Source organism: Aquirufa sp. A-Brett2-W8, assembly GCF_054558755.1.
The window spans coordinates 112778-128920 of the sequence record NZ_JBPXKS010000007.1 but is presented as its reverse complement, the minus strand read 5'-3'; the positions used below and the strand labels follow the sequence as shown (position 1 = coordinate 128920).

At 39.6% G+C, this 16143-nt stretch carries 19 protein-coding genes and 1 tRNA gene; 10 read left to right on the top strand and 10 right to left on the bottom strand.

Annotated elements, in window-relative coordinates; translation table 11 throughout:
• Positions 1–71 precede the first annotated feature (71 nt).
• On the bottom strand, positions 72–1664 hold the full coding sequence (gene dnaB, locus ACST13_RS08230) for a replicative DNA helicase (RefSeq protein WP_459522714.1): 1593 nt from the start codon (positions 1662–1664) through the stop codon (positions 72–74).
• A gap of 103 nt (positions 1665–1767) precedes the next feature.
• On the opposite strand from dnaB, the gene ACST13_RS08225 reads away from it, so the two are divergent.
• Positions 1768–2727: a PhoH family protein gene (locus ACST13_RS08225; protein ID WP_459522713.1), complete on the top strand. Its 960-nt coding sequence runs from the start codon at positions 1768–1770 to the stop codon at positions 2725–2727.
• Positions 2708–3157 (top strand): GNAT family N-acetyltransferase, encoded by a 450-nt coding sequence (locus tag ACST13_RS08220; protein ID WP_459522712.1) that lies wholly within the window; start codon positions 2708–2710, stop codon positions 3155–3157. Before ACST13_RS08225 ends, ACST13_RS08220 begins: the two co-directional genes overlap by 20 nt.
• A 184-nt stretch (positions 3158–3341) precedes the next feature.
• On the opposite strand, the gene ACST13_RS08215 is transcribed toward ACST13_RS08220, so the two are convergent.
• Entirely contained in the window at positions 3342–3710 is a 369-nt protein-coding gene (locus ACST13_RS08215; RefSeq protein WP_459522711.1) for a DUF3127 domain-containing protein, read from the bottom strand.
• 73 nt (positions 3711–3783) lie between these two features.
• Between ACST13_RS08215 and ACST13_RS08210 the strand changes: the two genes are divergently transcribed.
• Positions 3784–3866: transfer RNA gene (locus ACST13_RS08210), tRNA-Leu, on the top strand.
• Positions 3867–3901: 35 nt separating this feature from the next.
• Positions 3902–4891, top strand: a complete 990-nt coding sequence (gene trhO / locus ACST13_RS08205) for an oxygen-dependent tRNA uridine(34) hydroxylase TrhO (RefSeq protein WP_459522710.1) — start codon at positions 3902–3904, stop codon at positions 4889–4891.
• Here the strand turns inward: trhO and ACST13_RS08200 are convergent.
• The 3 genes from ACST13_RS08200 to ACST13_RS08190 are packed head-to-tail and all read right to left on the bottom strand — an operon-like array spanning position 4886 to position 6004.
• Entirely contained in the window at positions 4886–5236 is a 351-nt protein-coding gene (locus ACST13_RS08200) for an iron chaperone (protein WP_459522709.1), read from the bottom strand. The genes trhO and ACST13_RS08200 overlap by 6 nt on opposite strands.
• Before the next feature lie 4 nt (positions 5237–5240).
• Positions 5241–5567, bottom strand: a complete 327-nt coding sequence (locus tag ACST13_RS08195; protein ID WP_459522708.1) for a DUF2834 domain-containing protein — start codon at positions 5565–5567, stop codon at positions 5241–5243.
• Entirely contained in the window at positions 5564–6004 is a 441-nt protein-coding gene (locus tag ACST13_RS08190) for a hypothetical protein (protein ID WP_459522707.1), read from the bottom strand. Before ACST13_RS08190 ends, ACST13_RS08195 begins: the two co-directional genes overlap by 4 nt.
• A 2-nt stretch (positions 6005–6006) precedes the next feature.
• On the opposite strand from ACST13_RS08190, the gene ACST13_RS08185 reads away from it, so the two are divergent.
• Positions 6007–6927 (top strand): nucleoside phosphorylase, encoded by a 921-nt coding sequence (locus ACST13_RS08185; RefSeq protein WP_459522706.1) that lies wholly within the window; start codon positions 6007–6009, stop codon positions 6925–6927.
• Here the strand turns inward: ACST13_RS08185 and ACST13_RS08180 are convergent.
• Positions 6893–7369: a GNAT family N-acetyltransferase gene (locus ACST13_RS08180; protein ID WP_459522705.1), complete on the bottom strand. Its 477-nt coding sequence runs from the start codon at positions 7367–7369 to the stop codon at positions 6893–6895. The two genes, ACST13_RS08185 and ACST13_RS08180, sit on opposite strands and share 35 nt — an antisense overlap.
• 36 nt (positions 7370–7405) lie before the next feature.
• On the opposite strand from ACST13_RS08180, the gene surE reads away from it, so the two are divergent.
• Positions 7406–8173 (top strand): 5'/3'-nucleotidase SurE, encoded by a 768-nt coding sequence (surE, locus tag ACST13_RS08175; protein WP_459522704.1) that lies wholly within the window; start codon positions 7406–7408, stop codon positions 8171–8173.
• Here the strand turns inward: surE and ACST13_RS08170 are convergent.
• Positions 8144–8698, bottom strand: a complete 555-nt coding sequence (locus ACST13_RS08170) for an NUDIX domain-containing protein (RefSeq protein ID WP_459522703.1) — start codon at positions 8696–8698, stop codon at positions 8144–8146. The two genes, surE and ACST13_RS08170, sit on opposite strands and share 30 nt — an antisense overlap.
• A gap of 26 nt (positions 8699–8724) precedes the next feature.
• Here ACST13_RS08170 and ACST13_RS08165 point away from each other — a divergent pair, with 26 nt between their 5' ends.
• A complete protein-coding gene (locus ACST13_RS08165; RefSeq protein WP_459522702.1) occupies positions 8725–9711 on the top strand; it encodes a cation diffusion facilitator family transporter in 987 nt (328 codons plus the stop codon).
• On the opposite strand, the gene ACST13_RS08160 is transcribed toward ACST13_RS08165, so the two are convergent.
• Genes ACST13_RS08160 through ACST13_RS08150 form a run of 3 tightly spaced genes read right to left on the bottom strand, consistent with a single transcriptional unit; the run spans position 9708 to position 11492 of the window.
• Positions 9708–10406, bottom strand: a complete 699-nt coding sequence (locus tag ACST13_RS08160; protein WP_459522701.1) for an SDR family NAD(P)-dependent oxidoreductase — start codon at positions 10404–10406, stop codon at positions 9708–9710. The genes ACST13_RS08165 and ACST13_RS08160 overlap by 4 nt on opposite strands.
• Positions 10407–10408: 2 nt before the next feature.
• A complete protein-coding gene (folE, locus tag ACST13_RS08155) occupies positions 10409–11110 on the bottom strand; it encodes a GTP cyclohydrolase I FolE (protein WP_459522700.1) in 702 nt (233 codons plus the stop codon).
• The gene (locus ACST13_RS08150) at positions 11070–11492 is read right to left on the bottom strand and encodes a 6-pyruvoyl trahydropterin synthase family protein (RefSeq protein WP_459522699.1); all 423 of its coding nucleotides are present in this window, start codon (positions 11490–11492) and stop codon (positions 11070–11072) included. Before ACST13_RS08150 ends, folE begins: the two co-directional genes overlap by 41 nt.
• A 70-nt stretch (positions 11493–11562) precedes the next feature.
• On the opposite strand from ACST13_RS08150, the gene ACST13_RS08145 reads away from it, so the two are divergent.
• The 3 genes from ACST13_RS08145 to ispG are packed head-to-tail and all read left to right on the top strand — an operon-like array spanning position 11563 to position 16139.
• Positions 11563–12915 (top strand): Gfo/Idh/MocA family protein, encoded by a 1353-nt coding sequence (locus ACST13_RS08145; protein WP_459522698.1) that lies wholly within the window; start codon positions 11563–11565, stop codon positions 12913–12915.
• Positions 12916–12920: 5 nt separating this feature from the next.
• On the top strand, positions 12921–14123 hold the full coding sequence (locus ACST13_RS08140) for a sugar MFS transporter (protein ID WP_459522697.1): 1203 nt from the start codon (positions 12921–12923) through the stop codon (positions 14121–14123).
• 30 nt (positions 14124–14153) lie between these two features.
• Positions 14154–16139, top strand: a complete 1986-nt coding sequence (gene ispG, locus ACST13_RS08135; RefSeq protein ID WP_459522696.1) for a (E)-4-hydroxy-3-methylbut-2-enyl-diphosphate synthase — start codon at positions 14154–14156, stop codon at positions 16137–16139.
• Positions 16140–16143 lie beyond the last annotated feature (4 nt).

Sequence of the window (16143 nt, the reverse complement as noted above, 5' to 3'; positions counted from 1 at the left end):
TCCAACTTTGTGATTTGTGATTTGTGCTTTGCGCTTTGTGCTTTGAGTTTTAAAAATTGCAAACGCAATTTTTAAAACGGAGTGTTCAAAGGATCATAATCCTCCGGCGGTAAGTTCATTTTGCTTCCTTTGAAAACGTTATCATTGCCTGATTCGAACGCTGAAGTTTGATCGCCTAATGCACTTAGGTCAAAATTACCTCCTTCTTTGTTGTTCGAAAATGGTTGGAAATCTAAGTCACAATATTTGGTGAATTTACCGATGAATTTCAGCCAAACATTTTCGAGTGAGCCTGAACGGTTTTTGGCCATAATAATCTCCCCCATTCCAGTAATCGAGTTTCCTTGATCATCAGCCGTTATTCCATAATATTCTGGGCGGTAGATGAACATTACCTGATCGGCATCTTGCTCAATGGCACCTGATTCACGAAGATCGGACAATTGTGGTTTTTTATTACCACCACGCGTCTCAGTGGAACGATTTAATTGTGACAGCGCAATAACAGGAACATCGAGTTCTTTAGCTAACTGCTTTAATGCACGGGATATTTGGGCAATTTCTTGTTCACGGTTACCGCTTGCGCCTTTTCCGGAACTATCACCCGTCATTAACTGTAAGTAATCTATGACAACGAGATCTATGCCTTTTTGGGCCTTTAAACGACGACACTTGGCTCTTAATTCTAAGATAGATAAGGCTGGGGTATCATCGATAAACATATTTGCCTCAAATAATTTATTAATCTTCGTGTGTAATTGCTGCCATTCGTGCGGCTCTAATTTACCTCGCCGAATCTTGTCCGCATCGATTTCTGCCTCAGCTGAGATAATACGATTCACTAACTGAACGGCACTCATTTCAAGTGAAAATAAGGCGACAGAATGACCAAAATCTACTGCAGCATTTCGGCAAGCCGACACGACAAAGGCCGTTTTACCCATACCAGGACGAGCGGCTATAATGATTAATTCTTGTCTTTGCCATCCAGAAGTCAAACGGTCTAAGTCAGTAAATCCAGATGGAACACCTGTTAAACCACTTTTTTGTAATTGTTTCTTCTCTAATTCATCCACGGCCTTTTTCAAAATATCCGACATACTCTCGTAGTTCTTGCGGATATTAGATTCGGCGATAGTGAAAAGCTCTTGCTCCATCTTATCTAATAAATGGAAAACATCCGATGTGTCTTCGTAAGATAAGCGTTGAATTTCAGAGGATATTTGGATTAGCTGGCGTTTTAAATACTGTTCTATGATGATTCTAGCATGGAATTCGACGTTAGATGTAGAACTTACACGCGAGGTTAATTGTGCTAAATAGCTTGTGCCACCTGCTTTTTCTAAATTACCATTTTGCTTTAAATAATTGTTAACAGTTAATAAATCAACTGGTTGTGAAGCTTGGAATAAACCTTGGATGGACTCGAAGATTAACTGGTGCCCCTCTTTATAAAAGGTTGCCGGTTTTAATATCTCGATAACGTTGGCTAAAGGTTCTTTCTCTAACATTAAGGCACCTAATAAGGCTTCCTCTAAGTCTACAGCTTGGGGAGGTAATTTTCCTAATCCCAAATCGCTCAAACGAGTGGGACCTGTTTGTGTACGAATACCAGTAGACTGATTTCCTTTTTTATAAATGGATGAGGGGGTGTTAGATTCCATACCACAATTTTACGTTAAATTTTCAAAATTTTATTATAAAGGAAGATATAAAATTTCAAGAATTTCCTATTTTTACTTCTGTACGATTTAAACCCATTTTTACTTGTTAGAAAAAATAATTTCCCTCTCAGAGGTCTCATTAATTGACTTTTTAGGCGTTGCTAACGCGAATATCAATTTATTGATTCAAGCTTTTCCACAATCAAAAATCATAGCCAGAGGCGAGCAATTAACCGTCCGGGGATCGAATGATCAAATTGCTTTAGTGGAAGCCATTGTGAATTCTTGTGTGGCTCATTTGGACAAACATCATACGCTTGCTGAAAAACATATGCAGGCCTACATTGATGCCGTTATGAATCCCACGGGTGAAGAATCGGAACAACCCTGGGTGGAGGATAAAGACGTGCTTCTTTTTGGCAATAAAGGAATCGTTATTAAGGCCAAAACTCCCAATCAACGTAAACTGGTCGAATCTGCATCCACGAATGACATCGTTTTTGCTATAGGGCCCGCAGGTACGGGTAAAACCTACACGGCTGTTGCCTTAGCGGTGAAGGCACTGAAGAATAAAGAAGTTAAAAAAATTATCATTACACGACCCGCAGTTGAAGCTGGTGAAAACTTGGGTTTCTTGCCTGGGGATTTGAAAGAAAAAATAGATCCCTATTTACGTCCGATCTATGACGCTTTGGATGATATGATTCCGCCCGATAAATTAAAGTTCTATTTAGAAAATAGAACGATAGAAATTGCGCCTTTGGCTTATATGCGCGGTCGAACCCTAAATAAAGCATTTATTCTGTTAGATGAAGCCCAAAACACCACTTCAATGCAAATGAAGATGTTTTTGACTCGTATGGGTATACAATCTAAAACGATTATTACAGGTGATAAATCACAAGTTGATTTGCCTAAACACCAAACCTCAGGCCTGGGTGAAGCGGAACGTATACTCACGGGTATAAGCGGTATTTCTTTCGTTGAATTAGATGGATCCGATGTTGTTCGTCACCGTTTAGTGCGTAAAATCATCGAAGCCTATGGAAAGCAAGACAAATAAGCTCATTCAAGCTATTTCTCCTGAAGAAATCGAGCAGGTTTTTGAGATCCGTACCGAAGTATTTGTCAAGGAGCAAAAATGCCTTCCTTCGGAGGAGTTTGATGAATTAGACGCGGTGGCTAAACATTATTTATTGTTTGAGGGCAATTTACCTGTTGCCACGGGTCGCTACCGAAAAACCGAGAAAGGGATTAAAGTCGAACGCATTGCTACATTAGAAATGGCAAGAGGAAAAGGTTACGCCTCTTTTGTGGTCAATCACCTAATCGAAGAAGCTTTAAAAGAATACCCCGATTGCGCTTATTTTTACTTACATGCTCAAGTGAGTGTTATGCCTTTATATGCTTCTTTGGGCTTTAAGGCTTATGGTGAGACTTTTATTGAGGCAGATATCGTGCATCAGGCGATGTCATTAAATCACAAAGCATAAAGTACAAAGTACAAAGATGGAATAGCCTTCGGCTATACATTTCATTAATAAATAAAAAAGGGGCTTTAGGGCCCCTTTTTTATGCAAACTTTATACTTTTTGCTTTGTTCTTTGTGCTTTCATTTAAGTAGCGAAGCTAATTAAATGAAGTAGCGAAGCTAATTAAATGAAGTAGCGAAGCTACTTAGAAAGGTAAATCATCCCCACTCTCCGCCGCTAATGGAGGAAATTGATATCCACCCGCTGCTGGCGTAGGCTCCACTCCTGCTAGAATAGATCCCGTGCGATCTAAACGATAGGCACGAATCTCCGTATACCAACGGTCGTTGTATTCTCTTGATTCTACGTTGAATTGAACTTTCACGATTTCACCCTCTTGAACTGGAGTTAAATCTTGTGTTTTATCTCCCCAAACAGACATACATACCTTTTTAGGGTATTGATCTTGTGTTTCGATCACAAATTCTTGTTTGATCCAATTAGTTCCGTTTTTACCTGTTCCTGTAACCTCAGGTAATTTCTTGATTAATTTACCGCTTATTTCTAAAGCCATTTTACGATATATTTTTGAGTTCTGTAATTCTTGGCAAGTAAGTAAATAATTGGTAATTTTGCTAACCGTTTTTGGCGATGTGGTGAAATTGGTAGACACGCTACCTTGAGGTGGTAGTGCCCCTTAGGTTTGGGAGTTCGAATCTCCCCATCGTCACTTAATTTTTAATTAATCTGTAAATCATTTTGAAGATGAAACCTTACAGTGTATTGCTTTACTATAACTATACTCCTATCCCGAATCCGGAGGAGTACCGAGTAAAACATCATCTTTTTTGTATTGAGAACAAGCTTTTGGGACGAATTATCGTAGCTGAAGAAGGTTTAAATGGAACTGTTTCAGGGCTAAAAGCAGATTGCGATGTCTATATGAAGTGGTTAGAAAATGATCCCCTATTCGCTGGTTCAGATTTTGACTTCAAAATTGATTACCACGAAGCCCATACATTTAATAAATTACATGTACGGGTTAAAGACGAAATCGTTCACTCTGAATTGCCTGTAAATCCAAGGTTAAGAACCGGTAAGCATTTAAAGCCGAAAGAATTCAAGCAATTATTGAAAAATGATCCTGATGTGGTTTTAGTCGATATGCGTTCGAACTATGAACACGAATTAGGTCGCTTTAAAGGGGCTTATACTTTTGATATGGAAAATCTGCGTGATTTGCCCGATCATATGCAAGAGATTGAGCATTTGAAGGATAAAAAAGTAATTACGTATTGTACGGGAGGAATTAAATGCGAGAAGGCATCTGCCTATTTATTAGAAAAAGGGTTTAAAGATGTCTATCAATTGCATGGTGGCATTATTAAATATGGATTAGAAGAAGGTGGCGAGGATTTTGATGGTTCTTGCTATGTATTCGATAACCGGGTGGCTACCGCTGTTAATTCCATTAATCCAGAAGTGGTTTCTACCTGTCATGTCTGCCAAACAAAATCTGATCATATGGTCAATTGTGCAAATTCAGAATGCAATGAGCATTTAGCGATTTGCCCCGCTTGTCTAAAAGAAATGGAAGGTGCTTGTTCATCGGAATGTAAAGAACATCCTAGAAAACGCCCATACAATGACAAAGGATATTATTCCAAAAACTCAGTAGGATATTCGCCGGAATTGGGATTTAAATCTTTTAAACGAACAGAAAAAATCGAAAAACAAAAAAAGGCTCAATCATGAGTCTTTTTTCTTTTTGGCTAAATTCTCCTGAACTCTAAATAAAGTAATTTCCTTAATGAGGTCCAAAGGCATAGGTGAATGGTAAGGAAATTTAATCGCCCCTTTAGATCCTTCATAGGGCGCTAATTCTTGTACAAAATTCTTTATCCCGCTAGGGGTCGGATAAAAGCCCAAGTGGTTATTCCAGGCAGCAAAATGTATCAGATTTCCATTTAATTTGAAGGTAGGCATGTCATAAGACATCGTTTCCTCCGTTTCTTCCGGCACGACAGAGCGAATGGCATCACGTACTTCGATTAAAATCTTTTGTGTGGCCTCCGGAAAGGTCAAAATGTATTCTTCCATTTTTTTAGGCTAATTGACGGTGTCTAGCAAATAAAAATAAAGGGAATGCAAAGGCAAATCCGATTAAAACAGTTGCTAATAAATAAAGGTACAAGTATTTGATTTTAATACGCAATCCCTCTACTAGTATAAAAAAAGTACCTGCTGTGGCTCCTGTCCAAAAATCACAGCTTAAACTTTTAGCATAGGGGTTTGATGTCCAAGTGCTTTGGACAAAATCAATTACATCGAATTTCCCCTTGTTTAGCATCATCCCTTCATACACAAAGTAAAAGGTGAAACTGCCCCCTAATAAGGAGAGTAAAAGATAGAAATAGTGCGCATTTTTCATAAGATTGATTTTATTGTGATTTTTCGGCCGCGCATTTCGATGCGCTCCCCTACTTTTTTTCCTTTTAACTCAATACCCAGTGGAGATTCGATGGAAATAGCATAAACATCATCTAGTTTACCATATCCAATGGATATATAATACGTTTCTAGATCTGTCACTACTAAACTGCCCTCTGATATAACCACCGCAGCAGGTAAATCGGTTAGCCGGTCTAATTTAGCGATGGAATTAAGCGTATTATCTACCAAAGCACTTAACTTATCCATCTCCCTTTGCATCATTTCGCGACCCGTTTCAAATTTATCTCCGGCGCTACTTTTTGTATCAGAATCGCGGGATTCTTTGGCCAAAATATACTCTCTACGAGCCTCTTCTAGGGATTTTTCCAAAAGAGAACGTAGTTTCAGATGTATTTCGGATTTGGTGCTTTTCATGAATGGCTAATTACATTGGAAAATTATCAATAAATTTGCGCATGACCTATTTCTCTCCCACTGACTTAATTATAAATCCGGATGGTAGTTCCTATCATTTGAACTTACGTCCTGATCAAATTCCGGATACCCTTATTCTTGTAGGGGATCCTGAGCGCGTTCCTACGGTATCTCACTATTTCGATGAGGTGACTGAGATGATTCAAAAACGGGAATTTGTGACGCATATAGGCTTGCTAGGTGGTAAACGAATCGCGGTAGTATCCAGTGGTATTGGGGCAGATAATGTGGAGATAGTGATGAATGAACTAGATGCGTTAGTAAATATTGATTTTAAAACGCGCACAGAAAAAATAGAGAAAAGATCTTTGAATTTAATTCGGATAGGTACCTCAGGAAGTATTCAAGCGCACATTCCCGTGGATTCAATTTTAGTTTCTACAGCTGCGATAGGCTTTGATAATTTGGCTCAGTTTTACGGCTTTGATTCAGTACAGTCTATGCCAGAAGAAGTCCTGGCGCGATGGACAAAAGCCATTGATTATCCTTTGCCACTTTATGCGGCAAGTGCAAGCGCCTCCCTTTTATCTCAATTTGCCTCATTGAATGCTTACCAAGGCATAACATTAACCGCTCCAGGTTTTTATGCGCCACAAGGACGAACGATACGAATGCATTCTATTAGACCTGATTTTCTGACTAAAGTTTCCGCGGCTAAATTAGGGGATCAAGAAATCACCAACATTGAAATGGAGACAGCGGCTTATTATGCTTTTGCTGGTGCGATGGGACACGAAATGATTTCGTTAAATGCTATTTTAGCGAATCGAATTACGCAGGAATTCTCACAAGATCCAGAAGGTCAAATTAGGTCCTTGATTGAAAAGGCTATAGGAATAATCGCATCACATAATCGTCCATAACATAGCCATTGCCTATATCTAAGACCATTTCGCGTTCTACTGTGAATCCTTTTTTGATGTAAAAGGTCACAGCTGAATTTAATTTATTTACATTTAAATAGATAGATATAAGGCCTAATAAGCGAGCCTGTTTGCTTATTTGCTCGATTATAAAGCTTCCCGCGCCCTTTTGTTTTATAGAGGAACGCAAATAGAGTTTATGTAATTTTCCATCCGTTTCAGAAGTTTTTTCAAACGCACAATAGCCGATGGCATGTCCATCCATTTCGAGCATTGAAAACAAGTCGATTTGCGCGCTAATTAATTCCGTGTTATACATCATCGGAATCATATACAAGGTCTGTTCCTCTGTCAAAATAGGCCCATAAGTAGGCCTCCAGGCTTCCTCTGCAATTTCTTGTATGGTGGGTATATCTTCGAGCGTCGCTTTACGTAAAATCATTGCCAAAATTTGTAAATTGCATCCAAAATAGCAAATATGAAACCTCTTATTCTCATCGCAAACGACGATTCGATCTATTCCAAAGGTATCCGTGTTTTAACGGAAATTATGTCAGAAATGGGCGAAGTGGTTGTGGTTGCTCCTGATACGCATCAATCGGGAATGGGTCATGCCATTACCTTAGGTGAGCCACTTCGAGTGGTTAAGACGAATGATTTTGGAGATCATATCCAATCCTATAAATGTTCAGGAACCCCGGCTGATTGTGTTAAGATAGGTAAGCACCAGATTTTAAAGGATAGAAAAATTGATTTGGTCGTTTCTGGCATTAACCATGGGTCGAATGCTTCAATTGCCGTTTTATATTCAGGAACGATGTCTGCAGCGATAGAAGCAGCTATGGAAGGTATTCCCGCCATTGGATTTTCCCTTTGCGACTTTGTGTCAGATGCGAATTTTTCTCACTGCCATGATTATATTATTAAAATCTGCCAGCAAGTACTCGTTCATGGATTACCTAAAGGTTTAACTTTAAATGTGAATTTTCCTGCACATTCTTCTGTGCCATTACAAGGAGTTAAAGTAGTTAAACAAGCCAATGCCATCTTTAGAGAGCGATTTGAAGAGCGTAAAGATCCCTATGGAAAGCCTTATTATTGGATGGATGGAGATTTATTCAATGAAGATTTGAATAACAATACTGATCTAGATGCTTTAGCAGAAAATTATGTCAGTATTGTGCCTATTAAATATGATTTGACTGATTATGATGAATTAAAACAGATGCAAAGCTGGGATCTTTAATAGACTCAGAACGCTTAATGCGTCTGTAATTTCCCCATTTTTAGCCATTTCTATAGCGTCTTTCAGTGGGAGTTTTCGAATTTTTAATTCTTCTGTTTCTTCTGGGCAGGCTTGGTGTTGACTCAGGTTTTGGGCTAAATAAATTACCGCTTTCTCATCACTCACGGAATTCGAAAGGTAGACCTCCCCTAGTTCTTTCCACTCTGTAGCGACAAGTCCAGTTTCTTCTAAAAGTTCGCGTTTAGCAGCCTCTACTATAGATTCCCCCGATTCGATGGAGCAACCGCCTTCAGGTACCTCCCAAGAAAAGGCATTCAGTGTATAACGGAATTGCCCTACTAAATAAGTAAAGCCGTCGGAGTCTACGGGAACAATCGAAATAGCGATATTTTTGAAGTGCACCTTCCCATAAATACCTGGATTTCCAGCTGGATTCAACACTTGGTGGTTCTCCACCCGAATCCAAGCATTCTCATATGCCGTTTCTTGACTGATTGTTTTCCAGGGATTGTTTTCCTTTTCCATCCGGTAAAAATACTATCTTTGTCGTAATGAAACAGCGGCTTGTCCTTCTTTCTTTTGTCGTTTCGGTACTGATCATGGTAGCGAAGTTTGCGGTTTACTATGCTAGTGGATCCACAACTTTATTAACGGATGCCTTAGAGTCAATTATTAATGTGGTCGCCGCCTGTTTTGCCTATTACTCGATCTATTTAGCCTCTTTACCTAAAGATTTGAATCATCCCTATGGCCACGGGAAAATTGAATTCTTTGCGTCAGGATTAGAAGGAGTCCTTATTTTATTAGCCTCAGCCTATATTTTCTTACATGCCTCAGAGCATTTGTATTCATCACCAGAACTTAAAAACTTGGATTTGGGTATAGGTGTATCATTTATTTCTGCGGCTGTTAATGGAGTTTTAGGCTATTTTTTAGTCCAAAAAGGACGCTCCTCCCACTCTCCCGCCTTAATCGCAGATGGTAAGCACCTTCGATTAGATGCTTATAATGGTATTCTAGTAGTGCTTGCCTTAGCCATTACCTATTTTACGCATTGGTATTGGGTAGATTCAGTAGCCTCCTTTCTATTTGCTGGGTTTATGTGCTGGCAAGGAATAAATTTAATAAGAGAATCGGTGGCAGCTTTAATGGATGAGACGAACCCTGCCTTGTTTGAAAAAGTAACGAATTGGATTGTTTTGAATAAAAAAGAAGAATGGATTGACTTGCACAATTTGCGCGTCCAACAATACGGTGGTGATTTACATATTGATTGCCATTTGACATTGCCTCGGTACTGGGATTTGAATAGAACGCACGAAGAAATTCATGGCTTTGAACAGATGTTAGGTGAGCTGCAGGCCACTCACGTAGAGATATTTGTACATGCAGATCCTTGTTTAGATGAATGCTGCAATCATTGTTCGATTTCGGATTGTTCAATACGGAAGGAGGCCTTTACGAAGCAAATAGCATGGAATCAGATGAATTTGGCCCTAAACCAAAAACATTTCAACGAAACGTTAGCTCGTTCTTAACTTGTTCTTAACGAACCGATTCCCCCATCTACCCCCATTATTTGACCTGTAATCCACGAATTCGTCGAGTCTAAAAGGAATGCCGCTAAATTGGCTACATCCTCCGCTTGTCCCACACGTCCTAGGGGATGGCGTTTTCCTCCTGCTTCGATTTTTTCCGGTGAATTTAATAAGGCTCCAGCTAATGGAGTTAAAGTCAAGGATGGTGCTATGGCATTTACCCGAATTTTATTAGCTGATAATTCAGCTGCTAAAGATCTAGTTAAACCTTCTATGGCTCCTTTTGCACTCGCAATGGAAGCATGGAATCCCATTCCCGTCTGCACAGCGACCGTACTAAATAAAACGATGGATGACGTATCTGATTGTTTTAAGGCAGGTAATAAAGCTTGAATCACTCGTACCGCGCCCAAAACGTTTATTTGGAAATCTTTTTCAAAATCCGCTGAAGCTAAACGATGAAATGGTTTTAAGTTGATGCTCCCTGGGCAATAGGCAATTCCATCTAAGGGACCTGTAATTGCTACTAAAGCTGAATCGTCAGATGCTAGTGCATCCCAAGTATAATTCACGACTCCCGAAATGCCGGTAGGGTTTCGAGAAAAATTAATTACCTCATGGCCTTTGGCAATCAAAGCAGTAGCGATGGACTCGCCAATCCCTTGGCTAGCACCTACAATAACGTATTTTCCCATAATTAACCTTGGATGGATTGTAAGAATTCTCTTTTAGTACTCTCGTTTTGGAATTTACCTCCATAATACGATGTAATCGTAGAAGTAGCATCATCTTTAACCCCTCTAGAAGAAACGCACAAGTGTTTAGCATCGATGAAAACCGCCACATGATCCGTTTTTAATACCTTTTGAAGGTATTTAGCAATTTGCATGGTCAAACGCTCTTGAACTTGAGGTCTTTTAGCAAAATATTGAACTATGCGATTCAATTTCGAAAGCCCAATTACTTGACCCGATGAAACGTAAGCAATGTGTGTTTTACCTACGATGGGCACAAAATGATGTTCGCAATTCGAATAGAAAGAGATATTCTTTTCAATCAACATCTCATTATAGCCATATTTATTTTCAAATAAAGCTATTTTAGGCTCATTAGCTGGATTTAACCCATTGAAAATCTCTTTAATGTACATTTTAGCTACACGCTTAGGAGTACCGCGTAAAGAGTCATCCGTTAGGTCTAAACCTAAGGTTAACATGATTTCACGGAAATGAGCTTCAATAATGTCTATTTTTTCTGAATCTGAAAGATCAAATGCATCCTCCCTCATCGGTGTTTCGATAGAGGTGGCTACATGATTGTCCCCAATTTCCTCGTCATTCAACAAGAAATGGTCATTATCAATTAGCAGGGAATTCAACGAAATTTCGTTCGGTTTCATATAATCTGATTTTTAAATCTAATTTAGAAGGGAGTTTAGCCCTCATTTTATTATAAATAACGATGACAATGTTTTCTGCTGAAGGATTTAAATCTGCGAACTCAGGTACGTCTAAATTTAAATTCTTGTGATCAAATTTTTTGCACACTTCTGTTTGCGCTAAATCAGATAAAAACTTTGTATCAATAACATAACCCGTTTCTGGGTCAATTGTTCCGGTAACCTGGATAATTAATTCATAATTATGTCCATGGTAGTTCGGATTGTTACACAATCCGAATATTTCTTTGTTCTTCTCTGCAGTCCAAAGTGGATTATGCAATCGATGAGCTGCATTGAAATGCTCTTTTCGGAATACGGTAACGCGTGTTGCTTCAGTCATTTTTTCTAAATTCCTATAAAATTAAAGTATTTTCCTTAAATTTCATCTTTTATAACCTATCATTAACAAAATGAAAAGAAGGAAATTTATCTCTGATTCCTTACTGTATAGCTCAGGTACTGCTTTATTTCCCACTTATTTAAGGACTCTACCTGAAGAACAAACGAAAGTACGTTTAGGTTTTATCGGTGTTGGATTAAGAGGCCAAAATCACCTGGAAATGGCTATGTATCGAACGGACGTCGAAGTCGTGGCGATCTGTGATATAGATCCGAAAGCAATTGATATTGCCTTGAAGATGATTTCAGAAAAAGGTCGTCCCGCTCCTGCAGTGTACGGAAAGACGGAAAAAGATTTTGAAAATTTAGCTAAACGTACGGATATCGATGGTGTTGTTATTGCAACGCCATGGGAATGGCACGTTCCGATGGCCTTAGAAGTGATGAAACAAGGCAAATACGCTGGCGTGGAAGTTTCGGCTACCGTTACCTTGAAGGAATCCTGGGATTTGGTGAATATGTACGAGAAAACAGGTTCTCATTGCATGATTTTAGAGAATGTGTGTTACCGCCGAGATGTGCTGGCAACTTTAAATATGGTTCGCCAAGGGATGTTTGGCACCTTAAATCATGTTCAATGTGGTTATCAACATGATTTGCGCGAAGTCAAATTTAATGATGGAAAGCAGGGTTATGGTGGTGGTGTTGAATTTGGGGAGAAGGGTTTTTCAGAGGCCAAATGGCGTACCCAGCATTCTGTCGATCGCAACGGAGATTTGTATCCTACTCACGGCTTAGGACCTGTGGCTGAAATGTTAAATATAAACCGTGGAAATCAGTTTGCTTATTTAACGTCGATGGCGACACCTGCTTTGGGATTACATAATTACATCGTAGAAAAAGGCGGTGCTGATCATCCGAATGCGAAAGTGAATTTCAAATGCGGCGATATTGTTCAGACGATGATTAAGTGTGTAAACGGAGAAACCATTCTTATTACGCATGATACGAATTCACCTCGTCCTTATTCACTCGGATTTAGAGTTCAGGGAACGAAAGGTCTTTGGATGGAAGATAATAAATCTATTTATCTAGAAGGTGTTTCTGCCAAAGCGCATCGCTGGGAAGACGCCAAGCCTTATTTAGATAAATACGATCATCCTTTGTGGAAATCACATGCCGTAGATGCAGAAAATGCCGGCCATGGAGGAATTGATTATTTTGTTTTAAGAGCCTTTATTGAGGCAATTAAAGCGAAGGTAGCTCCACCGATCGACGTATATGATGCGGCGGCATGGTCTGCCATTGCACCCCTTTCAGAGGAGTCCATCAAGAAGGGCTCCGCTCCTATTCAAGTCCCTGATTTTACCCGGGGTAAATGGAAAAAAAATCAACCAATTTTTGCTTTAAACGATCAATACTAAACCAAATGAACCAATCAAAAAACGTAAACGGACCTCTTTTAATTATCGGTATTCTCTTCTTTGTCTTCGGATTTGTGACCTGGGTGAATTCGGTGCTGATCGCCTTCTTTAAGGATGCTTTTCAATTAAACAATTTCGATTCCTTATTAGTCACCTTTGCCTTTTTCATTTCCTATTTCGTGATGGCGATTCCGTCTTCTTGGGTCTTAGCTAAGACTGGCTTTAAAAAAGGGATGTCTTTAGGACTTTTAGCGATGGCTGTGGGAACTTTATTATTCATTCCAGCGGCTCAAATGGAAAATTATCCCATGTTCTTATTTGGGCTTTTCGTCATTGGAACTGGTTTAGCACTTCTACAAACAGCTTCGAATCCTTATGTGACGATCTTAGGACCCGCAGATTCAGCGGCACAACGAATTTCTGTCATGGGAATTTGCAATAAGGTGGCGGGTATTTTAAGTCAGTTTATTTTTGGTGGATTATTTCTGTCTAGTGCGGTCGCGGGTACTTCAAAATTAGCCATCGTTATTATGCCTTATGGAATTATGACGGCAGTTTTAGTTGTTTTAGCGGTTTGGGTGTGGTTCTCGTCATTACCTGAAGTAGAAGCAGACGAGACGGTGGAAGAGGCTGGGAACGCGAAGTCGAGTGTTTGGTCTTATCCGAGTTTGGTCTTAGGTCTGGTAGCTTTTTTCTTGTATGTAGGCGTGGAAGTGATTGCGGGCGACACGATTATTAATTATGGTGTTTCACAAGGTTTTAGTAAGGATGTGGCTAAGATCTTCACCACCTATACCTTATATGGGATGTTAGTGGGTTACGTGATTGGTATCTTTTTTATTCCAAAATATTTGTCTCAACAAAAAGCCTTGAATTATTCGGCTATTTTAGGAGTCCTTTTTTCAATAGGTGCCATTACCTTTACTGGATTTAATTCTGTTTTATGTTTAGCGCTTTTAGGTTTTGCAAATGCCTTGATGTGGCCTGCATTATGGCCTCTAGCTATTAAGGGATTAGGTAAATTTACTAAGATAGGTTCTGCTTTAATTATTATGATGATCTCGGGCGGGGCTTTGATGCCTTTGTTATATGGTAAAATAGCGGATCAGCTAGGTAATACACAGTCAGCTTACCTCATTTTGATTCCTTGTTATATTTTTATCTATTATTACGCAACAATTGGGCATAAAAAGAGTTCTTGGAAGTAGAATTGCCTATTTTTGCGTTTTATTCCCGCTATGTCTAATTTACCTTTGTCCACAGATCCTTTAATTGCAGACGGTAATCGTTATGCGTCGTCTTTGTATACGTATACAAGACGCAGCACCATTCCTGTGCAAATCGGCGACCTTTATTTAGGGTCAGACTTCCCTATTCGAATTCAGTCGATGACCACGGTAGATACGATGGATACCCAAGGTTCTATCGATCAATCGATTCGAATGATTGATGCAGGCTGTGAATTAGTCAGAATTACGGCTCCATCAGTTAAGGAAGCCCAAAACCTAGAAAATATTCGCAAAGGTTTGCGTGAGCGAGGTTACCATACGCCGTTAGTAGCTGATATACACTTTACGCCTAATGCGGCTGAATTAGCCGCTAGAATTGTCGAGAAGGTGCGTATTAATCCGGGTAATTACGCGGATAAGAAGCGTTTTGAGACAATTGATTATACCGATGCATCCTATGCAGCTGAATTAGATCGTATTCGGGATAAATTCCTGCCCTTAGTCAAAATTTGTAAGGAATATGGAACGGCGATGCGCATTGGTACGAACCACGGTTCTTTATCTGATCGTATCTTAAGTCGTTATGGCGATACTCCTAATGGGATGGTGCAATCAGCTCTTGAATTTCTGCGCATTTGTGAGGATGAGAATTATTTTAATATCGTCCTTTCGATGAAATCTTCCAATACACAGGTGATGGTGGAAGCGTATCGATTATTGAGTAAGAAATTAAAGGACGGAGGATTTAAGGACTATCCAATGCACTTAGGTGTGACAGAGGCTGGTGAGGGTGAAGATGGTCGGATTAAATCGGCCGTGGGTATAGGAACGTTATTAGAAGATGGTTTAGGCGATACCATTCGTGTTTCGTTGACGGAGGATCCAGAATTTGAAATTCCGGTAGCGCAAGATTTAGTTCGTCGCTATGACTCACGTGCTTCATCCCAAGATCCTATTGATTCATTTGAAGGTATTAATGCAGCATTTGACTCTCCTATTCACCCATTCGCACATTTCCGTAGAAAGACATCGGAGATTTTTTCGATTGGTGGACATCAAGTGCCTCGCGTAATTGCGGATTTTTCGTCAAGAACATCTATTGAGGTTGCAGATTTAAAAGCCATTGGTCACTTCTACTTGCCTGAACCTGATAAATGGGCCATGAATGATTTAGGAGTCGATTTTATCTATACGGGCAAGCAGACGCTTGGTTTTATGTTGCCTAATGGTTTGCGCCAAATTCAAGATTCGTCTGTTTATCAGGCCTCTGATTTTGTTTATCCCTTATTCAACTATTCGGATTTTGAAACGGCAACCGTAAAGCACCCAATTTTAAATTTTGTTGCAGTAGAAGCAGCCGAATTACTAGGGGGATCGGATTCATTTGATCAAACGTGCGTGATAGTTTTGAAATCAACCAATGCGCATCAAATGCCAGCGATTCGTCGCGCTTTTTTCCATTTGATGGAAAAAGGCATAGTAAATCCGGTGATTATTCACTTGAATTATTCCTCCATTTCGGATGATCAATTTCAATTGTTTGCACCTACTGATGGAGGAGCCCTATTTATTGATGGTTTTGGGGATGGACTTTTGTTAAGTTTGAATCATGCTAAAAACAAAGAGGCCTTGTGTAATGCGACGAATTTTGGGACGCTACAAGCTAGCCGAATGCGCATATCGAAGACAGAATATATTTCTTGCCCTTCTTGTGGCCGAACCTTATTTGACTTACAAGAAACGACCGCTTTGATTCGCCAAAAAACAGATCACCTGAAAGGCGTCAAAATAGGAATCATGGGATGTATTGTGAATGGACCAGGCGAAATGGCTGATGCCGATTATGGCTATGTAGGAATCGGAAAAGATAAGATTGCGCTTTATAAGGGTCAGGATGTCGTTAAAAAGTCCGTTCCTGCGGATTCAGCGGTAGATGAGTTAATTCAACTAATTAAAGAACATGGGGACTGGCGTGAGCCGTCTGTAAACGAATAGAAAA

Excerpts from the sequence above, each read along its gene's own strand:
- dnaB (WP_459522714.1), bottom strand. The coding sequence starts at position 1,664 with ATGGAATCTAACACCCCCTCATCCATTTATAAAAAAGGAAATCAGTCT.
- ACST13_RS08220 (WP_459522712.1), top strand. The coding sequence starts at position 2,708 with ATGGAAAGCAAGACAAATAAGCTCATTCAAGCTATTTCTCCTGAAGAA.
- ACST13_RS08215 (WP_459522711.1), bottom strand. The coding sequence starts at position 3,710 with ATGGCTTTAGAAATAAGCGGTAAATTAATCAAGAAATTACCTGAGGTT.
- trhO (WP_459522710.1), top strand. The coding sequence starts at position 3,902 with ATGAAACCTTACAGTGTATTGCTTTACTATAACTATACTCCTATCCCG.
- ACST13_RS08200 (WP_459522709.1), bottom strand. The coding sequence starts at position 5,236 with ATGGAAGAATACATTTTGACCTTTCCGGAGGCCACACAAAAGATTTTA.
- ACST13_RS08195 (WP_459522708.1), bottom strand. The coding sequence starts at position 5,567 with ATGAAAAATGCGCACTATTTCTATCTTTTACTCTCCTTATTAGGGGGC.
- ACST13_RS08190 (WP_459522707.1), bottom strand. The coding sequence starts at position 6,004 with ATGAAAAGCACCAAATCCGAAATACATCTGAAACTACGTTCTCTTTTG.
- ACST13_RS08185 (WP_459522706.1), top strand. The coding sequence starts at position 6,007 with ATGGCTAATTACATTGGAAAATTATCAATAAATTTGCGCATGACCTAT.
- ACST13_RS08180 (WP_459522705.1), bottom strand. The coding sequence starts at position 7,369 with ATGATTTTACGTAAAGCGACGCTCGAAGATATACCCACCATACAAGAA.
- surE (WP_459522704.1), top strand. The coding sequence starts at position 7,406 with ATGAAACCTCTTATTCTCATCGCAAACGACGATTCGATCTATTCCAAA.
- ACST13_RS08170 (WP_459522703.1), bottom strand. The coding sequence starts at position 8,698 with ATGGAAAAGGAAAACAATCCCTGGAAAACAATCAGTCAAGAAACGGCA.
- ACST13_RS08165 (WP_459522702.1), top strand. The coding sequence starts at position 8,725 with ATGAAACAGCGGCTTGTCCTTCTTTCTTTTGTCGTTTCGGTACTGATC.
- ACST13_RS08160 (WP_459522701.1), bottom strand. The coding sequence starts at position 10,406 with ATGGGAAAATACGTTATTGTAGGTGCTAGCCAAGGGATTGGCGAGTCC.
- folE (WP_459522700.1), bottom strand. The coding sequence starts at position 11,110 with ATGAAACCGAACGAAATTTCGTTGAATTCCCTGCTAATTGATAATGAC.
- ACST13_RS08150 (WP_459522699.1), bottom strand. The coding sequence starts at position 11,492 with ATGACTGAAGCAACACGCGTTACCGTATTCCGAAAAGAGCATTTCAAT.
- ACST13_RS08145 (WP_459522698.1), top strand. The coding sequence starts at position 11,563 with ATGAAAAGAAGGAAATTTATCTCTGATTCCTTACTGTATAGCTCAGGT.
- ACST13_RS08140 (WP_459522697.1), top strand. The coding sequence starts at position 12,921 with ATGAACCAATCAAAAAACGTAAACGGACCTCTTTTAATTATCGGTATT.
- ispG (WP_459522696.1), top strand. The coding sequence starts at position 14,154 with ATGTCTAATTTACCTTTGTCCACAGATCCTTTAATTGCAGACGGTAAT.